Annotated in this window: 20 protein-coding genes; 17 read left to right on the top strand and 3 right to left on the bottom strand. The window is 73.3% G+C overall.

The annotated features are described in order from the left end of the window. Positions 1-798, top strand: coding sequence for a bifunctional hydroxymethylpyrimidine kinase/phosphomethylpyrimidine kinase (gene thiD, locus ACGF13_RS37385; RefSeq protein ID WP_392883839.1), 798 nt, complete (start codon positions 1-3; stop codon positions 796-798). A 154-nt stretch (positions 799-952) separates the two neighbouring features. Here thiD and rpmB read toward each other — a convergent pair whose 3' ends face one another. Then, a complete protein-coding gene (gene rpmB, locus ACGF13_RS37380) occupies positions 953-1,138 on the bottom strand; it encodes a 50S ribosomal protein L28 (protein WP_014138233.1) in 186 nt (61 codons plus the stop codon). 282 nt (positions 1,139-1,420) lie between these two features. Here rpmB and ACGF13_RS37375 point away from each other — a divergent pair, with 282 nt between their 5' ends. From ACGF13_RS37375 to mutM, 10 genes are all read left to right on the top strand, one after another. Continuing rightward, on the top strand, positions 1,421-3,049 hold the full coding sequence (locus ACGF13_RS37375; protein WP_392883838.1) for a DAK2 domain-containing protein: 1,629 nt from the start codon (positions 1,421-1,423) through the stop codon (positions 3,047-3,049). Positions 3,050-3,120: 71 nt separating this feature from the next. Then, entirely contained in the window at positions 3,121-5,340 is a 2,220-nt protein-coding gene (recG, locus tag ACGF13_RS37370) for an ATP-dependent DNA helicase RecG (RefSeq protein WP_392883837.1), read from the top strand. A 103-nt stretch (positions 5,341-5,443) separates the two neighbouring features. After that, positions 5,444-5,977, top strand: coding sequence for a hypothetical protein (locus ACGF13_RS37365; protein ID WP_392883836.1), 534 nt, complete (start codon positions 5,444-5,446; stop codon positions 5,975-5,977). A 129-nt stretch (positions 5,978-6,106) separates the two neighbouring features. Next, entirely contained in the window at positions 6,107-6,688 is a 582-nt protein-coding gene (rsmD, locus tag ACGF13_RS37360) for a 16S rRNA (guanine(966)-N(2))-methyltransferase RsmD (RefSeq protein ID WP_392883834.1), read from the top strand. Positions 6,689-6,737: 49 nt separating this feature from the next. Continuing rightward, positions 6,738-7,229: a pantetheine-phosphate adenylyltransferase gene (gene coaD, locus ACGF13_RS37355; protein WP_392883833.1), complete on the top strand. Its 492-nt coding sequence runs from the start codon at positions 6,738-6,740 to the stop codon at positions 7,227-7,229. Between the two features lie 184 nt (positions 7,230-7,413). Then, a complete protein-coding gene (locus tag ACGF13_RS37350) occupies positions 7,414-8,589 on the top strand; it encodes an ATP synthase F0 subunit B (protein ID WP_392883831.1) in 1,176 nt (391 codons plus the stop codon). A 173-nt stretch (positions 8,590-8,762) separates the two neighbouring features. Continuing rightward, positions 8,763-9,407: a YceD family protein gene (locus ACGF13_RS37345; protein WP_392883830.1), complete on the top strand. Its 645-nt coding sequence runs from the start codon at positions 8,763-8,765 to the stop codon at positions 9,405-9,407. A 2-nt stretch (positions 9,408-9,409) separates the two neighbouring features. Beyond that, entirely contained in the window at positions 9,410-9,583 is a 174-nt protein-coding gene (rpmF, locus tag ACGF13_RS37340) for a 50S ribosomal protein L32 (RefSeq protein WP_030056747.1), read from the top strand. Between the two features lie 20 nt (positions 9,584-9,603). Next, positions 9,604-10,392, top strand: a complete 789-nt coding sequence (rnc, locus tag ACGF13_RS37335; protein ID WP_392883829.1) for a ribonuclease III — start codon at positions 9,604-9,606, stop codon at positions 10,390-10,392. Positions 10,393-10,446: 54 nt separating this feature from the next. Further along, positions 10,447-11,325 (top strand): bifunctional DNA-formamidopyrimidine glycosylase/DNA-(apurinic or apyrimidinic site) lyase, encoded by an 879-nt coding sequence (gene mutM, locus ACGF13_RS37330; RefSeq protein WP_392883827.1) that lies wholly within the window; start codon positions 10,447-10,449, stop codon positions 11,323-11,325. Between the two features lie 63 nt (positions 11,326-11,388). Here mutM and ACGF13_RS37325 read toward each other — a convergent pair whose 3' ends face one another. Continuing rightward, positions 11,389-12,309 carry a hypothetical protein gene (locus tag ACGF13_RS37325; RefSeq protein ID WP_392883825.1) on the bottom strand — a complete coding sequence of 307 codons (921 nt, stop codon included), beginning with the start codon at positions 12,307-12,309 and terminating at the stop codon, positions 11,389-11,391. 320 nt (positions 12,310-12,629) lie between these two features. On the opposite strand from ACGF13_RS37325, the gene ACGF13_RS37320 reads away from it, so the two are divergent. The 5 genes from ACGF13_RS37320 (at position 12,630) to ftsY (ending at position 20,048) form a co-directional block, all read left to right on the top strand. Continuing rightward, complete coding sequence (locus ACGF13_RS37320; RefSeq protein ID WP_392883823.1) at positions 12,630-13,952, top strand: hypothetical protein; 1,323 nt, start codon at positions 12,630-12,632, stop codon at positions 13,950-13,952. Positions 13,953-14,050: 98 nt separating this feature from the next. Then, a complete protein-coding gene (locus tag ACGF13_RS37315; RefSeq protein WP_359900575.1) occupies positions 14,051-14,350 on the top strand; it encodes an acylphosphatase in 300 nt (99 codons plus the stop codon). Between the two features lie 445 nt (positions 14,351-14,795). After that, the gene (locus tag ACGF13_RS37310) at positions 14,796-14,999 is read left to right on the top strand and encodes a hypothetical protein (protein ID WP_045702518.1); all 204 of its coding nucleotides are present in this window, start codon (positions 14,796-14,798) and stop codon (positions 14,997-14,999) included. Between the two features lie 155 nt (positions 15,000-15,154). After that, entirely contained in the window at positions 15,155-18,745 is a 3,591-nt protein-coding gene (gene smc / locus ACGF13_RS37305; protein ID WP_392883821.1) for a chromosome segregation protein SMC, read from the top strand. Between the two features lie 67 nt (positions 18,746-18,812). Next, positions 18,813-20,048, top strand: a complete 1,236-nt coding sequence (ftsY, locus tag ACGF13_RS37300) for a signal recognition particle-docking protein FtsY (RefSeq protein ID WP_392883820.1) — start codon at positions 18,813-18,815, stop codon at positions 20,046-20,048. Between the two features lie 96 nt (positions 20,049-20,144). Here the strand turns inward: ftsY and ACGF13_RS37295 are convergent, their stop codons facing one another. Continuing rightward, positions 20,145-20,837: a bifunctional DNA primase/polymerase gene (locus ACGF13_RS37295; RefSeq protein ID WP_392883818.1), complete on the bottom strand. Its 693-nt coding sequence runs from the start codon at positions 20,835-20,837 to the stop codon at positions 20,145-20,147. Positions 20,838-21,474: 637 nt separating this feature from the next. Here ACGF13_RS37295 and ACGF13_RS37290 point away from each other — a divergent pair. Beyond that, entirely contained in the window at positions 21,475-22,929 is a 1,455-nt protein-coding gene (locus ACGF13_RS37290; RefSeq protein WP_392883817.1) for a hypothetical protein, read from the top strand. Positions 22,930-22,965 lie beyond the last annotated feature (36 nt).

Genomic DNA, 22,965 nt, shown 5'->3' with positions numbered 1-22,965 from the left:
ATGTCCTCCACCGCACCCCCCCGCGTGCTCACCGTCGCCGGCTCCGACTCCGGCGGCGGTGCCGGCATCCAGGCCGACCTCAAGGCGATGCTCGCCCTCGGCGTCCACGGCATGAGCGTGATCACCGCCGTCACCGCGCAGAACTCGCTCGGCGTCCAGGGCTACTGGGAGCTGCCCGCCGAGGCCGTCCGGGCGCAGTTCCGCAGTGTGGTGGACGACATCGGGGTGCAGGCCGTGAAGACCGGCATGCTCGCCTCGGTCGAACTCGTCGAGACCGTCGCCGAACTGCTGGCCGGGGTGGACGCCCCGGTGGTGGTCGACCCGGTCGGGGTCTCCAAGCACGGGGACGCGCTGCTGGTCGCCGAGGCCGTCGCGACCGTCCGCGAGAAGCTGCTGCCGGTCGCCACCCTGGCCACCCCCAACCTGCACGAAGTGACCCAGCTCACCGGGCTGACCGTCGAGGACGAGTCGCAGATGCTGGACGCCGCCAAGGCGCTGGTCGACCTCGGGCCGCGCTGGGCGCTGGTCAAGGGCGGCCACCTGGAGGGCGAGGCCGCCGACCTGCTGTACGGCGGACCGGACGAGGTGCACTGGTTCCGGGCGCCGCGCTACGACAACCGCCACACCCACGGCACCGGCTGCACCCTGGCCAGCGCGATCGCCTCCGGCCTGGCCAAGGGCGAGCCGCTGCCGCGGGCGGTGGCCTCGGCCAAGGAGTACATCACCGGCGCGATCGCCGGGGGCTTCGCCCTGGGCGCCGGCATCGGCCCGGTCGACCACGCCTGGCGCTGGCGCTGAGGAACCCGGGAAAACAGAGGTGGGCGGGCTCCTGGATGGAGTCCGCCCACCACTGGTGAGTCCGGAAATCGGCGTAGTCGGCCACGGAAACAGCGAAGCCGGCTCATCCGAGGATGAACCGGCTCACTGGAGGACCGGCTTGCCGGTCTGCGCGTCAGCGCGAGACCTTACCGGCCTTGATGCACGAGGTGCAGACGTTGAGCCGCTTCGGCGTCCGCCCAATCACAGCGCGCACCGTCTGAATGTTGGGGTTCCAACGACGGGGGGTACGGCGGTGAGAGTGGGAGATGCTGTTGCCGAAGCCCGGCCCCTTGCCGCAGACGTCGCAGTTGGCAGCCACAGGAGTCACTCCAAGACTTCAGATCAGATACTTTCGAAAACCCCGCTCAGCCACCAGAACACTCACGTGAACCAGACCGGACAAGGGGGTGAGCCTGGACGGTTCCAGGCAACCGGAAGAGCATACAACGCTTGCTTCCGTCCCACGAAACTACCATGACCGGCCGAGTGATCGCTCCGGTCGCCGGTCCGGACGACCCCACCCGAGCCCCGATAACCTGCCGGTATCACCCCTCGCCGTTCATTGCCCGGCCATGTCGGCGTCCCATCCGGAGGAGACCTGGTGCTGCACACGCTCGACGCCCCGGCCGTGCGCACCTGGTGCCAGCTCGCCCTCCGCGCGCTCGGCCAGGCCCGCGAGGAGATCGACGCGCTCAACGTCTATCCCGTCCCGGACGGCGACACCGGCACCAACCTCTACCTGACCGTCGAGTCCGCCGCCGCCGAGGTGGAGAGCCGCTTCGCCGACCCCGTCGACCCGGGCCCCGGGCTGGCCGACACGGTCCGGGCGATGGCCCGCGGCGCGCTGGTCGGTGCCCGCGGCAACTCCGGGGTGATCCTCGCCCAGTGGCTGCGCGGCACCGCCGAGACGCTGGCCGAGGGCGGCGGCGCCGAACAGCTGCGGGCCGCCCTGCAGCGGGCCGCCGACTCCGCGTACCAGGCCGTCGCGGAGCCCGTCGAGGGCACCCTGCTGACCGTCGCCCGGGTCGCCGCCCGGGAGGCCGTACGGGCCGGGGACGGGCTCGCGCAGGTCGCCGACACCGCCTACCGGGCCGCCCGGGACGCGCTGCGGCACACCCCCGAACAGCTCGCCGTGCTGGCCGAGAACGGTGTGGTGGACGCCGGCGGGCGCGGCCTGGTGGCCGTCCTCGGCGCGCTCGCCGACGCCGTCGCCGGGCAGCAGCCGATGGGGCCGGTCGCGCTGCGCGGCGACATCCGGGCCGTCGAGAGCTGCGAGACCCACCTCAGGCCGCCCGGCCCCGGCCACCCCGCCTTCGAGGTCATCTACCTGCTGGACGCCCCCGACGAGGCGCTGCCCGCGCTGCGCGCGCGGCTCGGCGAACTCGGCGACTCCCTGGTGATCGGCGGCGGCGACGGCCTGTGGAACGTCCACGTCCACGTGGACGACGCGGGCGCCGCCGTGGAAGCCGGGGTCGGAGCCGGGCGCCCGCACCAGATCCGGATCACCCACTTCGCCGAGGCCGCCGCCCGCTCCGGCAGCGCCGCCGAGCGCGGCGAGCGCGAGGAACGGGCCCGGGCGGTGCTCTCGGTGGTCTCCGGCGGGGGCCTGGCCGAACTCTGCGAGCAGGCCGGCGCCGTCGTCCTGCACGCCGACCCGGACCGCCCGCCGGCCAGCGCCGAACTCGCCGCCGCCGTGCGCCGCTCGGCCGCCCGCGAGGTCGTCCTGCTGCTCAACGACCCCGAGCTGCGCGCCGCCGCCGGGGCCGCCGCCGACCAACTGCGCGAGGAGGGGGTGCGGATCGCCGTCCTGCCCACCCGCTCGCCGGTGCAGGGACTGGCGGCGCTGGCGGTGCACGAGGGCGGCCGCCGCTTCGACGAGGACGTGGTCGCCATGACCTCCGCCGCCGGGGCCACCCGGTACGCCGAGCTGGCCGTCGCCGAGGGGGAGTCCTGGACGATGGCCGGGGTCTGCCAGGCCGGGGACGTGCTCGGGCTGATCGACGGCGACGTCGCGGTGATAGGCGTCGGCCTGGCCGAGGTCGGCGAGAGCGTGCTGGACCGGATGCTCGGCGCGGGCGGTGAACTCGTCACCCTGATCCTCGGCGAGGGCGCCGACGAGGCGCTCGCCGAACGGCTCGTCGCCCACGTCCGGCACCGGCGGCCCGAGGTGGACGCGGTGGTCTTCCACGGCGGCCAGGAACCGGCGCCGCTCCTCATCGGGGTCGAGTAGCGCCGCCCCGGCGGCGGACGGGCGGGCGACCAGCGCCGTTCTGTCCGTCCGGTGGTGTAGACAGGGGCCTGATGGGCGCTCTCGATGAACCACTGACCAAGCTCGTCGGCGACCGCACCGCGAAGGTGCTCGCCGACAGCCTCAAGCTGCGCACGGTCGGGGACCTGCTGCACCACTATCCGCGCCGCTACGTCGAACGCGGCCAGCTCACCAGCCTGGACGAGCTGGAGGTCGACGAGCACGTCACCGTGCTGGCCAGGATCGAGAAGGTCACCCTGATCCCGTTCCGCGGGCGCAAGGGCGACCGACTGGAGGTCGTCGTCACCGACGGCCGCAGCCGGCTCTCGCTGGTCTTCTTCAACCAGGGCTGGCGGCAGAAGGAGCTCAGGGCCGGCGCCCAGGGCCTGTTCGCGGGCAAGGTCGGGGTCTTCAACCGGACCCGCCAGCTCGTCTCCCCGGACTACCAGCTGCTCGACGAGGACGCCGGGTCGGACGCGGCACGGCAGTTCGCCGGCCGGCTCATCCCGGTGTACGGCGCCAGCGCGCAGATGCCCAGCTGGAAGCTGTCGATCTGCATCGAGACCGCGCTCACCAAGCACCTCGGCGACGTCGGCGAACCGCTGCCCGCCGAACTGCGCGAGCGGCACGACCTGATCCCGCTGCCCGAGGCGCTGGAGCTGATCCACCGCCCGCGCGGCCACGCCGACCGCGAGCGCGCCCAGAGCCGGCTGCGCTGGGACGAGGCCTTCGTGCTGCAGGTCGCCCTCGCCCAGCGCCGGGCCGCCGACTCCGCCCTGCCCGCCAAGCCGCGCCGGGCCCGCGAGGGCGGCCTGCTGGACGCCTTCGACGCCCGGCTGCCGTTCACCCTCACCGAGGGCCAGCAGAAGGTCTCCGCCGAGATCGCCGCCGACCTGGCCACCGAGCACCCGATGCACCGGCTGCTCCAGGGCGAGGTCGGCTCGGGGAAGACTCTCGTCGCCCTGCGCGCCATGCTCGCCGTGGTGGACGCGGGCGGCCAGGCGGTGCTGCTCGCGCCCACCGAGGTGCTCGCCCAGCAGCACCACCGCTCGATCGTCGAGATGATGGGGGACCTCGCCGAGGGCGGCATGCTGGGAGGCTCCGACCTCGGCACCCGGGTGGTGCTGCTGACCGGCTCGATGGGCGTCCCCGCCCGCCGCCAGGCGCTGCTCGACATGGCCTGCGGGGACGCCGGGATCGCCATCGGCACCCACGCGCTGATCGAGGACAAGGTGCAGTTCCAGGACCTCGGCCTGGTCGTGGTGGACGAGCAGCACCGCTTCGGCGTCGAGCAGCGGGACGCGCTGCGCGCCAAGGGCGAGCAGCCGCCGCACCTGCTGGTGATGACCGCCACCCCGATCCCGCGCACCGTCGCGATGACCGTCTTCGGGGACCTGGAGACCTCCGTCCTGGACCAGCTGCCGGCCGGCCGCTCGCCGATCTCCACCCACGTCGTCCCGGCCCTGGAGAAGCCCAACTTCCTCACCCGGGCCTGGGAGCGGGTCCGCGAGGAGGTCGCCAAGGGCCACCAGGCGTACGTGGTCTGCCCCCGGATCGGGGACGAGGAGCCCGCCGCCGACGTCGGGAAGAAGCGCCGCAGGGCCGCCGAGGAGGACTTCGAGGAGGTCGCCGACGCGGGCGCCGCGAGCGACGAACGGCGGCCCCCGCTCTCGGTGGTGGAGACGGCCGACAAGCTGGTCAGGGGGCCGCTCGCCGGGCTGCGGGTGGAGATCCTGCACGGCCGGCTCGCACCGGAGGCCAAGGACGAGGTGATGCGCCGGTTCGCGGCCGGCGAGGTGGACGTGCTGGTCGCCACCACGGTGATCGAGGTCGGCGTCAACGTCCCCAACTCCACCGCGATGGTCATCATGGACGCCGACCGCTTCGGCGTCTCCCAGCTCCACCAGCTGCGCGGCCGGGTCGGCCGCGGCAGTGCGGCGGGCCTGTGCCTGCTGGTCAGCGAGATGCCCGGGGGCAGCGCCGCGAGGGCCCGGCTGGACGCGGTGGCGGGCACCCTGGACGGCTTCGAGCTGTCCCGGATCGACCTCGAACAGCGCCGCGAGGGCGACGTGCTGGGCCAGGCGCAGTCCGGGGTGAAGTCCTCGCTCAAGGTGCTCTCGGTCCTGGAGGACGAGGAGGTCATCCTCACCGCCCGCACCGAGGCCACCGGCCTGGTCGCCGAGGACCCGGACCTCGCCGCCCACCCGGAGCTGCGCACCGCGCTGGAGAGCCTGCTCGACGAGGACCGCGCGGCCTACATGGAGAAGGGCTGAGCCGTTCCGGCGGAGCCGGATTGTCAGACCCCCGGGAGAGAATGAAGGTGTTCAGGGCGCACCTCCAAGGTGCGTACCTGGCACGACACTTGGGGGTCATGCCATGGCATTCCGTCATCTCAACGAGCTCCCGCTGGGCGACAAGGTCTTCCGGATCGAACTCGCCAGCGACGACGACCGCGAGGTCACCCTCACCCTGACCGGCTGGCGCGAGGGGGCGGCCGCCGCACCGCTCGCCTCGGGCCGGCTCCGCCTGCCGGTCGAGGACGTCGCCTCGCTGCGGATCGCGCTCAACCGCGCGCTGCGGGCGCTGGCGATCGTCGCCGACGTCTCCGAGCCCATCCCCGACCGCGACGTGCTGCGCGAGCTGTACCCCGGCCACGGCGCCCCCTGGGTGCCGCAGCACGAGGAGGAGCTGGTCCGGCGCTTCCACGACGGCGAGACCGTCGCCCGGATCGCCGCCCGCTTCGGTCGCACGCCCGACTCCGTCCGGACCAAGCTGCGCGAGCTCGGGCACGACCCGCGCCGCCCCGAGTTCTGCCCGCCCGACGGCTGCCTGTCCTGGTCCCGCTACGCCTCGCCGGCCCTGCTCGGCGCGAGCGCCCCGGCCCAGGCGGCGGACTCCGAGGCGAGCTGACCACCCGTGGGTGACGGTGCGGCCCGGCGGGAGCGTCCCGCCGGGCCGCACCGGTCCGGCACCGGCGCGCTCCTGCGGGTCGGGGCGGGATAGCGTGGTCGGGCAGCGACGAAAGGACCTCCCACCACCATGACCCGCGTGATCGCCGGGGCGGCCGGCGGCCGCCGGCTGGCCGTACCGCCCGGCCGGGGCACCCGACCGACCTCCGACAAGGCCCGCGAGGCGATGTTCTCCACCCTGGAGGCGCTGCACGGAACCGTGCGCGGAACCCGGATGCTGGACCTGTTCGGCGGATCGGGCGCGGTCGGGCTGGAGGCGCTGTCGCGCGGCGCCGAGCACGTCCTGCTGGTCGAGGCGGACGCCCAGGCGGCCCGGGTGATCCGGGAGAACGTCCGGACGATCGGCCTGCCCGGCGCCGAGGTGCGGGCGGCCAGGGCCGAGAAGGTGATCGCCGGCCCGCCTCCGCAGAGCCCGTACGACCTGGTCTTCCTCGACCCGCCGTACGTGGTGACGGACGAGGAGGTCCGCGAGATGCTGATCACACTCCTGGCCGGGGGCTGGCTCACGGAGGACGCACTCGTCACCGTGGAGCGCAGCACCCGCGGCGGCGGCTTCGACTGGCCCGAGGGCTTCGAGGAGCTCCGCTCCCGCCGCTACGGCGAGGGAACGCTCTGGTACGGTCGCGCCGCCGCGGCCGGCGAGCAGGAGTAGCGGGCCGCCGCCCGCAGCAGCCGTCATCCCACGAGGGAGCACACACGCCATGCGCCGAGCCGTCTGTCCCGGTTCGTTCGACCCGATCACCAACGGCCACCTCGACATCATCGAGCGGGCTTCGAAGCTGTACGACATGGTGCACATCGCGGTCCTGATCAACCGGAACAAGCAGGGCATGTTCACCGTCGAGGAGCGGATCGGCCTGATCGAGGAGGTCACCGCCGGCTTCGGGAACGTGGTGGTCGAGTCGCACCACGGCCTGCTGGTGGACTACTGCCGGGAGCGCGGCATCCCCGCGATCATCAAGGGCCTGCGCGCCGTCAGCGACTTCGACTACGAGCTCCAGATGGCCCAGATGAACCACGGTCTGACCGGGGTGGAGACGCTGTTCGTGCCGACCTCGCCGACGTACAGCTTCCTCTCCTCGACGCTGGTCAAGGAGGTCGCCTCGTACGGCGGCGACGTCTCGCACCTGCTGCCCGCGACGGTGCACGGCCGGCTGGTGGAGCGGATCGCGGAGCGCAAGGCCCAGCAGTAGCCGTCCGTCCCTTTCCTGCCGGTTCGTCACGGATCGTCCCGCGGGCGGCAGACCGGTTCGGCTGAGGCGTTGTGACCGTGCCCGGCAGTGGCCGTACAGTCTGTATTCCTGCCCTGCGGTGAGGTCCACCGCGTCGGGCCTGCCTCCGCCGGACCGTCGGCGGCACACGGAAAGACGAAGCCCCGTGGACGTGCAGAACAAGGTCGACGAGATCGTGGCGGCGGTCGAGAACGCCCGCTCGATGCCGATGTCGGCCTCCTGCGTGGTGAACCGGGCCGAGCTGATCGGCCTGCTCAACGACCTCAGGTCGGCGCTGCCCGCCGAACTGGCCCAGGCCCAGTCGGTGATGGCCGACCACGAGCAGGTGGTGGCGGGCGCCCAGGCCGAGGCCGACCGGATCATCCAGGGCGCGCACGCCGAGCGCGGCTCGCTGATCTCGGACACCGAGGTGGTCCGCCGGGCCCAGGCCGAGGCCGACCGGATCCTCGCCGAGGCGCGCGCCGAGGTCGACACCAAGCGGGCCGAGGCCGACGACTACGTGGACAGCAAGCTCGCCAACTTCGAGGTCGTGCTGACCAAGACGCTGGGCGCGGTCGGCCGCGGCCGCACCAAGCTGCGCGGCGAGTCCAGCGTCTTCGAGGCCGAGCCCGACACCGAGAGCGACGGCGAGGAGTTCCGTCCGCAGCGGATCAGCCCGAGCCCCGAGGTCGACGAGTACGTCGATGTGAAGCTCGCCACCCTGGAGAACGTGCTCGGCGCCACCCTGGAGGCCGTCGGCAAGGGCCGGGACAAGCTGCTCGGCAAGCGGCCGATCGACGAGCTGGGCGCCTACCTCGCCGCCGCCGACCAGGCCCAGCAGGCCAAGGAGCGGGCCGAGGCGGTGGCCGCGGGCTTCGCCCACGACCCCGAGGGCGACGACATCGCCTGGTACCGCGAGGACGTCCCGCAGCAGCAGACCTGGCCGGAGCAGACCCCGGCCGCGGCCGACTGGCAGGCCCCCGGCACCGACCAGTACGCGGCCGCCCAGCAGCCGGGCGGGCAGTACGTCGAGGTGTACGGCGGCTACGACCCGGCCGGCCAGGGCGACCCGTACAACACCCAGTGGGGCCAGCAGCAGGGCGGCTACCAGCAGCAGGGCTACCAGGACCAGCAGGGCGGCTACAGCTATCCCCAGCAGCAGGGCTACGCCGCGCAGTCGTACGACGGCTACGCCTACCCCCAGCAGCCCACCGCGCCGCCGGCCGTGCCGCACCAGCAGCAGGGCCAGCAGCAGGGCCAGGGGCAGGGCCTGGACGAGACCAGCTTCTTCGACACCAGCATGATCGACATGACCAGGCTGCGGGAGCTCGGCGGCCGCTGAACCGGCCCGGCGCGGCGGTGCGGGAGTCTCCTGACGGGACCGAAGTTGGGCCTGACGGGAGACTCCGGTAGTCTGACCACTCCGGCCCCTCCATGTCCGGCTGTCGGCTTGCCCTCGCAACGCCGGTCCGGGCGGAGACGCCACCGAAGATCCCCCCAGGAAGTCAGGACACCGTGAACCGCCTCGACCACCGCGACCCCCTCGTGTTCGACACGCACGAGCTCGGTCGGCGTCCGGGCTCGATGCGCAAGGTGAGCCGGACCCTGGAGGCCCCCGAAGGCTTCGGGATCATCGACGTCATCGGCGTGCCGGAGAAGAGCCCGATCGACCTGGAGCTCCGCCTGGAGTCCGTGGTCGAGGGCGTGCTGGTCACCGGCACCGCCGAGGCCCACGTCGAGGGCGAGTGCGTCCGGTGCCTGGAGCCCGTCGAGTTCGACATCGACGTGGACTTCCAGGAGCTGTACTACTACCCGGAGTCCGACGAGCGCCACCGCGCCCGGACGACCGGGACCGAGGACCTCGACGAGGACTCGGAAGAAGAGACTTACCGTCTGGAGGGCGACTTCTTCGACCTCCAGCCGGTGCTGCGTGACGCGGTGGTGCTCGCACTGCCGCTGCAGCCGGTGTGCCAGGAAGACTGCCTGGGCCTGTGCTCCGAGTGCGGAGCGCGCCTGAGCGACGACCCGGCGCACCACCACGATGCCGTCGACCCCCGGTGGGCGGCTCTGCAGGGACTCTCCGCCGCCCCCGGCGACGAGGGTGACGGATCTAAGAACAGCGACACCCGTGAGGGTCTCGCCGAGAACCAGGAGAAGTAGCCGTGGCTGTTCCGAAGCGGAAGATGTCGCGCAGCAACACGCGCCACCGTCGGTCCAACTGGAAGGCCGTCGTTCCGGCCCTCGTGGCGTGCGACCGCTGCCACGAGCCGAAGCTGGGCCACATCGCGTGCCCGAGCTGCGGCACGTACAACCGTCGCCAGGTCCTCTCGGTCTGATCGGCGGGGTGTACGGATCGATGTCGGACGGTAACTCCACCCGCAAGGCGACCACCGCCCCGAAGGGTTCTTCGGGCGGCGGCAAGGCCGGCGGGCCGGCTTCGACCGAATACGACGTCCTGGAAGGGCGCCTCGGGTACACACTCGAGCGCGCCCTTCTGGTACGTGCCCTGACCCACCGCTCGTACGCGTACGAGAACGGCGGGCTGCCCACCAACGAGCGCCTGGAGTTCCTCGGCGACTCGGTGCTGGGCCTCGTGGTGACCGACACCCTCTACCGCGTCCACCCGGACGTCCCGGAGGGCACGCTCGCCAAGCTGCGCGCCGCGGTGGTCAACTCCCGCGCATTGGCGGACGTCGGCCGTGGTCTGGACCTCGGCGCGTTCATCCGCCTCGGCAAGGGCGAGGAGGGCACCGGCGGCCGCGACAAGTCGTCGATCCTCGCCGACACCGTCGAGGCCGTGATCGGCGCCGTCTACCTGGACCGGGGACTGGACGCGGCCACCGAGTTCGTCCACCGGCTGTTCGACCCGCTGATCGAGGAGTCCTCTCAGCTGGGAGCCGGCCTGGACTGGAAGACCAGCCTGCAGGAGCTCACCGCCTCGGTGGGCATCGGCGTGCCGGAGTACGTGGTCATGGAGTCCGGTCCGGACCACGAGAAGACCTTCACCGCGGCGGCCCGGGTGGCCGGCGAGGACTTCGGCAGCGGCGTCGGCCGTTCGAAGAAGGAAGCCGAGCAGAAGGCCGCCGAGAGCGCCTGGCGCGCGATCAAGGAGAAGTACGCCGACCGGCTGCCCGCCGGGGCGTGACCTCGAAGTAGCCTTCACTCCTGCTGATCCGTACCGAGCAGGAGGCGTGTTCCCGTGCCCGAACTTCCCGAGGTCGAGGTCGTCCGCCGTGGTCTGGCCAACTGGGTGGCCGGGCGGACCGTCGCCGACGTCCAGGTGCTGCACCCGCGCGCGGTGCGCCGCCAGCCGGCCGGCGCGGCCGACTTCACCGCCCGGCTCACCGGCACCATCCTCGGCACCGCGCAGCGCCGCGGCAAGTACCTGTGGGTGCCGCTGGCCGGGACGGGCGCGGGCTTCTCGCTGATCGGCCACCTCGGGATGAGCGGCCAGCTGCTCGTCCAGGACCCGTCCGTACCCGACGAGACGCACCTGCGGGTGCGGCTGCGCTTCGCCGACGGCGGGCGCGAACTGCGCTTCGTCGACCAGCGGACCTTCGGCGGCCTGGCGGTCGAGGAGGCCGAGGACGGGGACCCGGAGGGCACCCCGGTGTCCATCGCGCACATCGCCCGCGACCCGCTCGACCCGCGCTTCGACGACGCCGCCTTCGCGGCCGCGCTGCGCGCCAAGCGGACCACCGTCAAGCGCGCCCTGCTCGACCAGACCCTGATCAGCGGCGTCGGCAACATCTACGCCGACGAGGCGCTGTGGCGCTCCAAGCTGCACTACGACCGCCCGACCACGACCCTCACCCGCCCGCAGGCCCTGCTGCTGCTGGCCAACGCCCGGGACGTGATGACCGCGGCGCTCGCCGTCGGCGGCACCAGCTTCGACAGCCTCTACGTCAACGTGAACGGCGAGAGCGGCTACTTCTCCCGGGACCTCGACGCCTACGGCCGCGAGCAGGAGCCCTGCCGGCGCTGCGGCACCCCGATCCGGCGGGCGGCCTGGATGAACCGCTCCAGCTACTTCTGCCCCCGCTGCCAGCGGGTGCCGCGCGCCCGCAGCGGAGGCTGAGCCGTCGGGCGTGCCCCGCGGACCTCCGCCCGGTCGGACGGGGTCCGCGGGGCACGCCCCGCGCTACTTCCGGGTGAGTTCGGGCTCCTGGACGGCCGGCTCCCCGGGCGTGCCGTGGGTGTCCTGGCCGAAGTAGGCGACCCCGACCGCGGCGACCACCGCGAGCAGGAAGCCGATCACACCGAGCCAGCCCAGGCCGGCCTTGGAGGAGTCGCCGAGCCAGAGCACGCCGACCGCGCCGGGCAGCACCGTCTCGCCGACCACCAGCGCGGCGGTCGCGCCGTTCACTGAGCCGATCTGCAGCGCCACGGTGTGGATGTACATGCCGCCGAGACCGCCGACCAGGACCGCGTACAGCGCCGGGTCGGAGAGCAGCTCGCCGAACGCGAACGGCTCGATGCCGTTGAGGATGCGCACCCCGACGCCCAGGGCGCCGAAGCCGAGGCCGGAGAGCAGACCGGCGACGATCGCGCCGTTGGCGCCCATCCGCCGCACCAGCAGGCTGCCGCCGACCAGCAGCACGGTGGTGATGATCAGCAGCCACCAGTGGAAGGACATCGCCGCGTGGTGGCCGCCCTCCGGCCCCGCCGAGACGGCCAGCAGCACCAGCGCCGAGCAGAGCACGGCGATCGACGCCCACTCCAGCTGCTTGAGCCGGATCCCCAGCAGCTTGATGCTGAGCACCGCGGTGATCACCAGGTTGGCGCTGATGATGGTCTGGGACAGGAACAGCGGCAGCAGTCGGGCGGCCAGTGCGCCGAGCCCGAAACCGATCAGGTCGAGCACCGTGCCGAGGATGAACTCCCAGGTGACGGCGGCCTTCGCGGTCGAGGACAGGCTCGGGCCGCCGTGCTCGGTGGTCGAGGTGGTGGCGCCCTTGGCGGCCTCCTCCCGCGCGGAGCGGCGGGATCCGACGGCCTGGAGGACCGAGCCGGTGCCGTAGCAGGCGGATGCCGCCACGGCGGTGACGAGGCCGATGATCACCAAGTGCTCCGATCGGGAGTCGGGTCAGGAACGAGCTGAGTAAAGAAAAGGCAATGGGACCGGTGGTCCGGGACCACTATGCCCGTTCGCACGGTACGGTCGGCACGCCCCCCGCAGTGCCCCGGAGCCCGGTCGGACCCGCCGGAACGTACGTCCGGGAGCCTCGCGGGGTTCCCGCCCGGAACCCGCCTCAGGGGTGGCTGGGGGAAACATCATCCCCGAGGAGGGGAGCGGGCCCGGCGGACGGCGGGGGCTCTTGTCAGTACCAGTATGCGAAGGGTATGGCGTGCTCAGCCGCCGGTCGCGGTAGCGTCGGGGGCATGAGAACCCTTGCACGACGTTCCCGGGGCGCCGGGCCGCTTGCCCTGGTGGCGGCGCTGCTCGGGCTGCTGCTCCTGGTGGCGCCCGCGGCCTCGGCCGCCGGCGGGCTGAGTGATGCCGCGGCCACCCTGAAGAAGGGCCAGGTCTACGTCGCCCCGGCCATGACCAGCCGATTCAGCGAGTCCCAGGCCGACGCCCTGAGCAAGAAGATCGACAAGGCCGACAAGCCGATCTTCATCGCGGTCATCCCCGACTCCGCGTACGCGAAGTCCACCCTCCAGGACCTCCGCACCCTGGTGGGCGTCGACGGCGTCTACGCGGTCTGGCACGACGGCAAGCTCGACGCCGGCGGCGACCGCGGCGCGATGGGCGCCGCCCAGGCCCAGCGCATCGCCGGCGCGGCCCAGCGCTCCAACGGCGGCGACATCAACGCCACCCTGAACTCCTTCGTCGACCAGGCCGCCCCGCAGACCAAGGGCACCGGGGTCAACCACAGCACCTCGATCGCCTGGGTGGTCATCCCGCTCGTGCTGGTCGCGCTCGCCGGCACCGGCGTCTTCCTGCTGTTCCGCCGCGCCAAGAAGCGCAAGGAGGAGCAGGCCAGGGCCGAGCTGGAGCAGCTGCGCCGGGTCGTGGACGAGGACATCACCGCCTTCGGCGAGGAGCTGGACCGGCTCGACTTCAGCCCGGCCGCGGCCGACGCCGACGACGCCCAGCGCACCGACTACACCCACGCCCTGGACTCGTACGAGAAGTCCAAGCGGCTGATGGACGAGGCGAAGAAGCCCGAGGACGTCAAGGAGGTCACCGAGGCGATCGAGGACGGCCGCTTCTCGCTGGCCACCCTGGCCGCCCGGCGGGAGAAGCGGCCGCTGCCCGAGCGCCGCCCCCCGTGCTTCATGGACCCGCGGCACGGCCCGTCCGTCAAGGACGTGGACTGGGCCCCGGCCGGCGGCTCCGCCCGTGCCGTGCCGGTCTGCCAGGCCGACGCGGACCGGGTGGCGGCCGGCCTCGACCCGGCGATCCGCACCGTCGACACCGACCAGGGCCCGCAGCCGTACTGGAACGCCGGCCCCGCGTACGCCCCGTACGCCGGCGGGTACTACAGCGGCTTCGGCGGCGGCCTGCTGCCCGGCCTGCTGGTCGGCACCATGCTCGGCTCGATGATGAGCTCCCCGGCCTACGCGGCGGCGCCGATGATGGACGGCGGCTACCAGGACCAGTACGAGGGCGGCGACTTCACCGGCGCCGACTTCAACGCGGCCGACTTCGGTGGCGGTGGCGACTTCGGTGGTGGCGACTTCGGCGGCGGGGACTGGTAGTCCGCCCAGCCGACCGACCAGGTCAGCGGCCCCGCCGGTGCTCCGGCGGGGCCGCTCCCGTTCGCGCGGGGACGCGCGCGGGAGGCTAGGGTCGGGGCATGCACGGTCGTGACGCCCACAGTGAGGAACCGGTCCGGGTGACCGCCTGGGTCCGGGGGAAGGTCCAGCAGGTCGGGTTCCGCTGGTGGACCAGGGCGCGGGCGCTGGAGATCGGCCTGACCGGCTACGCCGGCAACCTCGGCGACGGCCGGGTGCAGGTGGTGGCCGAGGGGCTCGCGGCCGACTGCGAGCAGCTGCTGGCCAGACTGCGCGGCCCGGGGACCCCGGGGAACGTCAGCGGGGTCACCGAGATCTGGACGGCCGTCGGCCCCGGTTACGAGGGCTTCGAGATCCGCTGAGCCGCCCCGGGCCCGCCCTGCGGCGGCCCGGCGCGCGGCTCGCCGCTCGGTCCGCAAGCGGGCTTCCGCGAAAAGATCCGGAACTGGCGGTGTCACGAGGTTGCCATCTGGGCAGACTCGTGGTTGACTCCGCATCGAACGATGATCCACGAGCACGGGGTGGACCGGGCCCGAGGCCCCCAGGCGTGACGACTCCGCCGGGCAGGTGACAGGGGCGCGGTAGCGTGCGGTGATCGTGTTGACCCTTTCCGTCTTTGGTGAGACGCTGGAAGCCCGCGCACACGACCGCGTTCTCCCGGCAGGCGCATACCCTCGTGAGCCCAGCTCACGGTGTTGTGCCGTAGTGCCCAGCCAGCACTTCCGGTGACGCGCCGCGCGTGCGTCCCCCTTCCCCCTAGACCTGGACCGTTCCGGTTCGGTCACTCAGCGTGGAGGACCATTCATCATGGCAAAGGCGCTTCTCGGGTACGTCGGCGGCCCCGACCCGCGAATGCTCTCCGAGATGCGACGGCTTCAGCAGCGCGTCCAGGATCTTGAAGCCGAGCTCCTTCGGATGCAGGCTGAGAACGACGCTCTGACCGCTGTCGCTGACGAGCACTCGCTGCTCAACAGCATCGATCTGGATCAGCGGGAGCCGGCTCTCACCTGAGTCCCGCCCGGTCCTCGCAGATCGACGCCGCTGTGCACTGAGCCGCCCCGAAAGGGACGCAGCTTGCAAGGGACGCCCGGATGTGGCGTCCCTTCGTCGTGTCCGGCTCCGGATACAGTCGGTTCCCGTCGTGAGCGATTGAGGAGACCGGCCGCGTGCACCTGAAGAGTCTGACGCTGCGCGGGTTCAAGTCCTTCGCCTCCAGCACCACCCTGCGCTTCGAGCCGGGCATCACCTGCGTCGTCGGGCCGAACGGCTCGGGGAAGTCGAACGTGGTCGACGCGCTGTCCTGGGTGATGGGCGAGCAGGGGGCCAAGTCGCTGCGCGGCGGCAAGATGGAGGACGTCATCTTCGCCGGGACCAGCGGGCGCGCCCCGCTCGGCCGCGCCGAGGTCAGCCTCACCATCGACAACGTCGACGGTGCCCTGCCGATCGACTACTCCGAGGTGACCATCACCCGGACCATGTTCCGCAACGGCGGCAGCGAGTACGCGCTCAACGGCGAGACCTGCCGCCTGCTGGACATCCAGGAACTGCTCTCCGACTCCGGCATCGGCCGCGAGATGCATGTCATCGTCGGCCAGGGGCAGCTGGACTCCGTCCTGCACGCCGACCCGATGGGCCGACGCGCCTTCATCGAGGAGGCGGCCGGCATCCTCAAGCACCGCAAGCGCAAGGAGAAGGCGCTGCGGAAGCTGGACGCGATGCAGGCCAACCTCAACCGGGTCCAGGACCTGGTGGCCGAACTGCGCCGCCAGCTCGGACCGCTCGGCCGACAGGCCCGGATCGCCCGCCGGGCCGCCGGCATCCAGGCCGACCTGCGCGACGCCCGGCTGCGGCTGCTCGCCGACGACCTCGGCGTGCTGCGCCGGGCCGTCGAGGCCGAGGTCGCGGACGAACTGGCGCTGCGGCTGCGCCGCACCACCGTCGAGCAGGAACTGGCCCGAGCGGTGCAGCGCGAGCGCGTCCTGGAGGCGCAGGTCCAGCAGCTCGGCCCCGGCCTGGAGACCGCCCGGCAGACCTGGTACCGGCTCTCCGCGCTGGCCGAGCGCACCCGCGGCACCGTCGGGCTGGCCGAGGCCCGGGCCCGGCACGCCGTCGCAGGGGGCCGGGGCGAGGAACGGCGCGGGCGCGATCCCGAGGAACTGGAGCGGGAGGCCGAGCAGGTCCGCGAGCAGGAGGCCGCGCTGACCGAGGCGCTGGAGGAGACCCGGTACGCGCTGGCCGAGGCCGTCGAGCGCAAGGGCGGACTGGAACGGGACCTGGCCGCCGAGGAGCGCCGGCTGCGGGACGCCGCCCGGGCCATCGCCGACCGCCGGGAGGGCCTGGCCCGGCTGCAGGGGCAGGCCGCCGCCGCCCGGTCCAAGGCCGCCGCGGCGCAGGCCGAGATCGGCCGGCTCACCGAGGCCAGGGACGAGGCGCTGCTGCGCGCCGAGGCGGCCCAGGGCGAACTGGACGAACTCCAGCAGCAGGTGGACGGCCTCGCCGGGGAGGACGAACAGGCCGAGGCCCGGTACCGGCGGGCGCGCGAGCGGCTGGCCGCCGTGGAGGCGGAACTGGCCGCGGCCCGGGAGACGGCCGGCGCCGCCGAGCGCGAGCGGGCCGGGCTGACCGCGCGGCACGAGGCGCTCTCCCTCGGGCTGCGCCGCAAGGACGGCACCGGGGCGCTGCTGGAGGCGGGGGAGCGGCTGGGCGGGCTGCTCGGCCCGGCGGCCGCGCTGCTGCGGATCGAGCCGGGGTACGAGGTGCCGCTCGCCGCGGCGCTCGGTGCGGTGGCCGACGCGGTGGCCGTCGACTCGCCGTCCGCCGCCGCCGGGGCGCTGCGGCTGCTGCGGGCCGAGGACGCCGGCCGGGCCGCGCTACTGATCGCCGGTGCCGCCGAAGTGGCGGAGGCGGCGGGGGAGTTGCCCGCCGGTTCCCGCTGGGCGGCCGAACTGGTGGACGGCCCGGCCGAGTTGCTCGGTGCGGTCCGGCGGCCGCTGGCCGCGGTGGCGGTGGTCGAGGACCTGGACCAGGCGCTGCGGCTGGTCGCCTCGCGGCCCGGAATCCGCGCCGTCACCGCCGACGGGGACCTGCTCGACGCCGGCTTCGCCCAGGGCGGGTCCGGCGGTGCGCCCAGCCTGCTGGAGACCCAGGCGGCGGTGGACGAGGCGGCCCGGGCGATCGGTGAACTCACCGCCCGCTGCGCCGAGTCGGCCGAGCGCCTCGCCGAACTCACCGAGCAGCGACGGGAGTCGGCCGCCGAGGTGGAGCAACTGGCCGAGCGGCGGCGGCAGGCGGAGAAGGACCGGGCCCAGGTCGCCGGGGCGCTCGGCCGGCTCGGCGGGCAGGCCCGCGCCGCCGCCGGGGAGGCCGAGCGGCTGTCGGCCGCGGCCGCACGGGCCGAGCAGGGGCTGACCGAGCTGCTGGACGGCGCCGAGGAACTGGCGCGGCGCCTGGCCGCCGCCGAGGAGTCGGCCCGGGCGGGGGAGGACGAGCCGGACGCCGCCGAACAGCAGCGGCTGGCCGAGGCCGCGAGCGACGCCCGGCAGGCCGAGCTGGAGGCCCGGCTCGCCGTGCGCACCCACGAGGAGCGGGTCCGCGCCCTGACGGGCCGGGCCGACCAGTTGGACCGGGCCGCCCGCGCCGAGCGCGAGGCGCGCGCCCGGGCCGCCGAGCGCCGCCGGCGCGCCGAGCACGACGCCTCGGTGGCGAACGCCGTCGCGGCGGGCGCCCGGCAGCTGCTGGCCTGCCTGGAGGTGTCGCTGGCCCGCGCGGACGCCGGGCGCGCGGCCGTCGAACAGGCGCGCACCGAGCGCGAGCAGGAGCTGCGCGAGCACCGGGAGCACGGCCGCGGGCTCAAGGAGGAGCTGGACAAGCTCGTCGACGCCGGGCACCGGGACGAGGTGCTGCGGGCCGAGAAGCGGCTGCGGATCGAGCAGCTGGAGGCGCGCGCGCTGGAGGAGTTCGGCATCGACGGCGGCGAACTGCTCGCCTCGTACGGGCCGGACCAGCCCGTCCCGCCGTCGCCCCCGCAGGACGGGACGGAGCCGGGGGAGCCGTACCCGTACGTCCGTGCCGAGCAGGAGAAGCGGCTGCGGGCGGCCGAGAAGGCGTACCAGCAGCTCGGCAGGGTCAACCCGCTGGCGCTGGAGGAGTTCACCGCGCTGGAGGAGCGCCACCGCTTCCTCGGCGAGCAGCTGGACGACCTCAAGCGCAGCCGGCGCGACCTGATGGACATCGTCCGGGACGTGGACCAGCGGGTCGAGCAGCTGTTCACCTCGGCGTACCACGACACCGCCGCCCAGTTCGAGGGCGTCTTCGCCCGGCTCTTCCCGGGCGGCGAGGGCCGGCTGGTGCTGACCGACCCGGACGACATGCTCGGCACCGGGGTCGAGGTGGAGGCCCGCCCGCCGGGCAAGAAGGTCAAGCGGCTGTCGCTGCTCTCCGGCGGCGAGCGCTCGTTGACCGCGGTGGCGCTGCTGGTGGCGATCTTCAAGGCCCGGCCCAGCCCGTTCTACGTGATGGACGAGGTGGAGGCGGCGCTGGACGAGACCAACCTGCGCCGGCTGATCGGGATCATGGAGGAGCTGCGGGAGAGCTCCCAGCTGATCGTCATCACCCACCAGAAGCTCACCATGGAGTCGGCCGACGCCCTCTACGGCGTGACGATGAAGGGCGACGGCATCTCCCGGGTGATCAGCCAGCGGCTGCGCGAAGAGCACCGGGAGCGGCGGCCGCGGGCGGTACGCACCGCATCGGTGTAGTGCGCACCGCATCGGTGTGGGTCGGCTGCGGTCCATCCGGCCCCCGGTCGCGGATACTGGAGCGGTTATGGAATACGTGATTCTTGCCGTAGTCATCGCCGTGATCGCCATCGGTGCGATCGCGGGCCTCGTCGTTTCCGGCAGACGACGCCAGCAGCTGCCCCCGAAGTCGCAGGCGCCGGTCATCACGGCGCCGAAGCCCACCCCGCAGGAACCCCAGGTCGGCGAGGAGTCCGCGCCGCCGACCGAGGCGCCCCGCCGCACCGTCGAGGAGGTGGAACTCCCGGCGGAGCCGGAGGCCGCCGAGGCCCCCGAGGCTCCCGAGGCCGTCGAGGTCGTGCCCGTCGAGGCCGAGGCGGCGCCCGCCGTCGAGGTCCCCGAGCCCACCGCCGGCCGGCTGGTCCGGCTGCGCTCGCGGCTCTCCCGTTCGCAGAACTCGCTCGGCAAGGGTCTGCTCTCGCTGCTCTCCCGGGAGCATCTGGACGAGGACACCTGGGAGGAGATCGAGGACACGCTGCTCACCGCCGACGTCGGTGTCACCCCGACCCAGGAGCTGGTCGAGCGGCTGCGCACCCGGGTGAAGGTGCTCGGCACCCGTACCCCCGACGAGCTGCGCGCGCTGCTGCGCGAGGAGCTGGTCGAGCTGATCGGCAAGGACGCCGACCGCACCGTCCGCTCCACCAGGCACGAGGAGGGCCCGGCGGTGGTCCTGGTGGTCGGCGTCAACGGCGTCGGCAAGACCACCACCACCGGCAAGCTGGCCCGCGTCCTGGTCGCCGACGGCCGCAGGGTGGTGCTCGGCGCCGCCGACACCTTCCGTGCCGCCGCCGCCGACCAGCTCCAGACCTGGGGCGAGCGGGTGGGTGCGCGCACCGTGCGCGGCCCGGAGGGCGGGGACCCGGCCTCGATCGCGTTCGACGCGGTCAAGGAGGGCATCGCCGAGGGCGTCGACACCGTGCTGATCGACACCGCCGGCCGCCTGCACACCAAGACCGGCCTGATGGACGAGCTGGGCAAGGTCAAGCGGGTCGTCGAGAAGCACGGCCCGGTGGACGAGGTGCTGCTGGTGCTGGACGCCACCACCGGCCAGAACGGCCTGGTCCAGGCCCGGGTGTTCGCCGAGGTGGTCGACATCACCGGCATCGTGCTGACCAAGCTGGACGGCACCGCCAAGGGCGGCATCGTGGTCGCGGTCCAGCGCGAGCTGGGCGTGCCGGTCAAGCTGATCGGCCTGGGCGAGGGCGCGGACGACCTGGCTCCGTTCGAGCCGGGCGCGTTCGTGGACGCGCTGATCGGGGACTGACGCCCTCCCCGTACGTGCGACGGTACGTACCCCAGGGCGCACGAAGGGCCCGCTCCCTCCTCGGGGGCGGGCCCTTCCGCATGCCGGGGCGGCGGGTCAGGAGGCCATCCAGGCCGGCTCGGCGGTGCGCTCGCGGCTGCGGTGGCAGGCGTAGGCGAGGGTGCCGAGCAGCAGTCGGGCCTCCGGCGGGCAGCCCGCGTTGTCGCGGGTGGGGCGGCGTAGCCAGCGGACCGGGCCGAGGCCGTCGAGGACGGTGGGCGGGGCGGCGACGTAGCTGCCCTCGCCGTGGCAGGTCAGGTCGAGCGCGGCGTCGTCCCAGCCCATCCGGTACAGCAGGTCGGGCAGGCGCCGGGCGGTGCCGGCGGCGACCAGGAACTGGAGCCGGCCGGTGGGGGCGGCGAGCACCGGGCCCACCTGGGTGCCCATCCGCTCCAGCCGGACCAGGGCCTGGAGGCCGGCCTGCTCGGGGACGTCCAGGACGTCGAAGGCGCGGCCGGTGGGGAAGAGCACCGAGCCCTCGGCGCGGGGGGCGCGGGCCCGGCCGCCGCCGCCCGGCGCGGGGTGCAGGCCGGGGGCGGCGCAGCGGGGGGAGCCGCAGGGACAGCGGGTCGGGGCGGTGGCGCCGGTGACCGGGGTGCCGGTGGCCGGGTCGCCGGTGACGACCGCCCAGCCCCAGCGGCCGGTGTACTCCGCGGCGGCCTGGGACGCGGTGACCTTGGTGCGGCGGCGCGCGCCCAGCGGTGCCAGCCGCAGGTGCCCCAGTCGAAGTTCGCCGAACAGGTTGTCCATGCCTCCCCCAACAGGTTCTCGTTGCCGATGGTTACGGGACGGTGACTGTGTGTCGATTGTCAGCTGTGTGGTGCGTAGTGCGGTGGCGGCGCGCAGCGCGTGGTGTGCGCCTGTTCCGCCGGTGTGCCTCGGGCGCCGCCTTGTGGGGGCGGCGCCGATGCCGGATCGTCGTGTGCGTGGGGCTGTCGCCGTCCCGAGTGAACGGTGAACTCACCTGTGGCTGCGGTGGATTGCGGTGTCCGCCGGGTCCTCCGGGGTGCTTCGGCGGACTTGGCGGCCCGCATATGCCGGGCCGTTGGGACTCCCTAAGTGAAGCGTGTGCCCCTGGGCTTCGGTTCACTCCTGGGGGTGGCGAAAGGTGGCGTTTCGCCAGGGCCGCTCCCGCGGACTCGTCGTGGGGCATTACGTTCAGCGTGCGGATGTCGTCGAGGAGTCTGTTCCGGGCCGCCGAGGCGCGGGAGTCGGGGACCTGACGGATCGTCCGCGACGATGGCACACCAGTGCGAGGGCTTCGCGGTACGGCGGTGCCGCGGCACGGCAGCGCCTCAGGCACGGCACGTCTGGCAAGAGCCCGCAACCGTCGGGCGGTCACGATCGGGGGCCCCGCTAGGGGCCGGGCGGGATGGGGACGTTACCCATGGCAGAGAAGCAACCGAATGAGAAGCTGACCACGTGGTTCGCCCGCAGTGGCTGGTCCAAGGGCGAGTTGGCCCGCCAGGTCAACCGCCGGGCCCGGCAGATCGGCGCCCACCACGTGTCCACCGACACCTCGCGGGTGCGCCGCTGGCTCGACGGAGAGCAGCCCCGCGAGCCGATCCCCAAGATCATGTCGGAACTCTTCTCCGAGCGGTTCGGCTCGGTGGTCTCGATCGAGGACCTCGGCCTGCGCGCAGCGATCCCGGTCTCGACCGTGGGCGGCGGCGTCGACCTGCCGTGGAGCGGTCCGCAGACCGTCCAGCTGATCAGCGACTACTCCCGCAGCGACCTCATGCTCAACCGCCGGGGCTTCCTCGGCACCTCGCTGGCGCTGACCGCGGGTGCCGCGCTGATCGAGCCGATGCAGCGCTGGCTCACTCCCGGCCCGACCGGCGTCCCCACCCCGATCCTCACCGCTGCCAACGGCGGCGAGGCGTTCACCGGCCGGCTCTCCGAACCCGAGCTCGAACTGCTGGAGCAGACCACGGTCATGTTCCGGCAGTGGGACGCGCAGAACGGCGGCGGGCTGCGCCGCAAGGCCGTCGTCGGCCAGCTGCACGAGGTCACCGACCTGCTCCAGGAGACGTACAGCGAGGACACCACCAAGCGGCTGTTCCGGCTCACCGCCGAACTCGCCCACCTGGCCGGGTGGATGTCGTACGACGTCGGGATGCACCCGAGCGCGCAGAAGTACTACGTGCTCGCCCTGCACGCGGCCAAGGAGGCGGGCGACCGCCCGTTCGGGGCGTTGATCCTCACCGACATGAGCCGCCAGATGATCCACCTCAACCGGGGCGAGGACGCCCTGGAGCTCATCCACCTGGCCCAGTACGGCAGCCGCGACACCGCCACCGCGCGCCAGCAGTCCCTGCTGTACGCGATGGAGGCGCGCGCCTACGCCACCATCGGCGAGGTCAACCGCTGCGCCCGGGCGGTCCGGCTGGCCGAGGACACCTTCACCGACATCCGCGAGGGGGACCAGGACCCGGACTGGCTGAAGTTCTTCTCGCCGGCCGAGCTGAACGCCGAGAACGCGCACTCCTTCCGCGACCTCGCGTACCACTCGGACAACGCCGAGCTCTACGCCTCGATGTCCGCGCCGGTGATGGAGACCGCGGTCGACCTGTTCCGCCAGGACGCCGACCACGTGCGCTCGTACGCCTTCAACCTGATCGGCATGGCCAGCGTCCACCTGCTGCAGAAGGAGGCCGAGCAGGCGGCGGTGATGGCCGAGCAGGCGGTGGACATCGCCACCAAGGTGCGCTCGGAGCGGCTGAACTCCCGGGTGCGCAAGACCACGGAGGCCGCGGCGGCCCGGTTCAAGGGCGTGGACGCGGTGAGCCGGCTCAAGGAGCGGGTGGTCCAGGACATCCCGGAGTTCGTCTCGGTGGTCTGACCGGTCCCGCCGAGGGCCTTCCGAGGGAAGCTCCAC

This window comes from Kitasatospora sp. NPDC048286 (assembly GCF_043201735.1).
Taxonomy (GTDB): Bacteria; Actinomycetota; Actinomycetes; order Streptomycetales; family Streptomycetaceae; genus Kitasatospora.
Note: the sequence above shows the minus strand (reverse complement) of the source record. Positions and strands in the feature narration are given on the sequence as shown.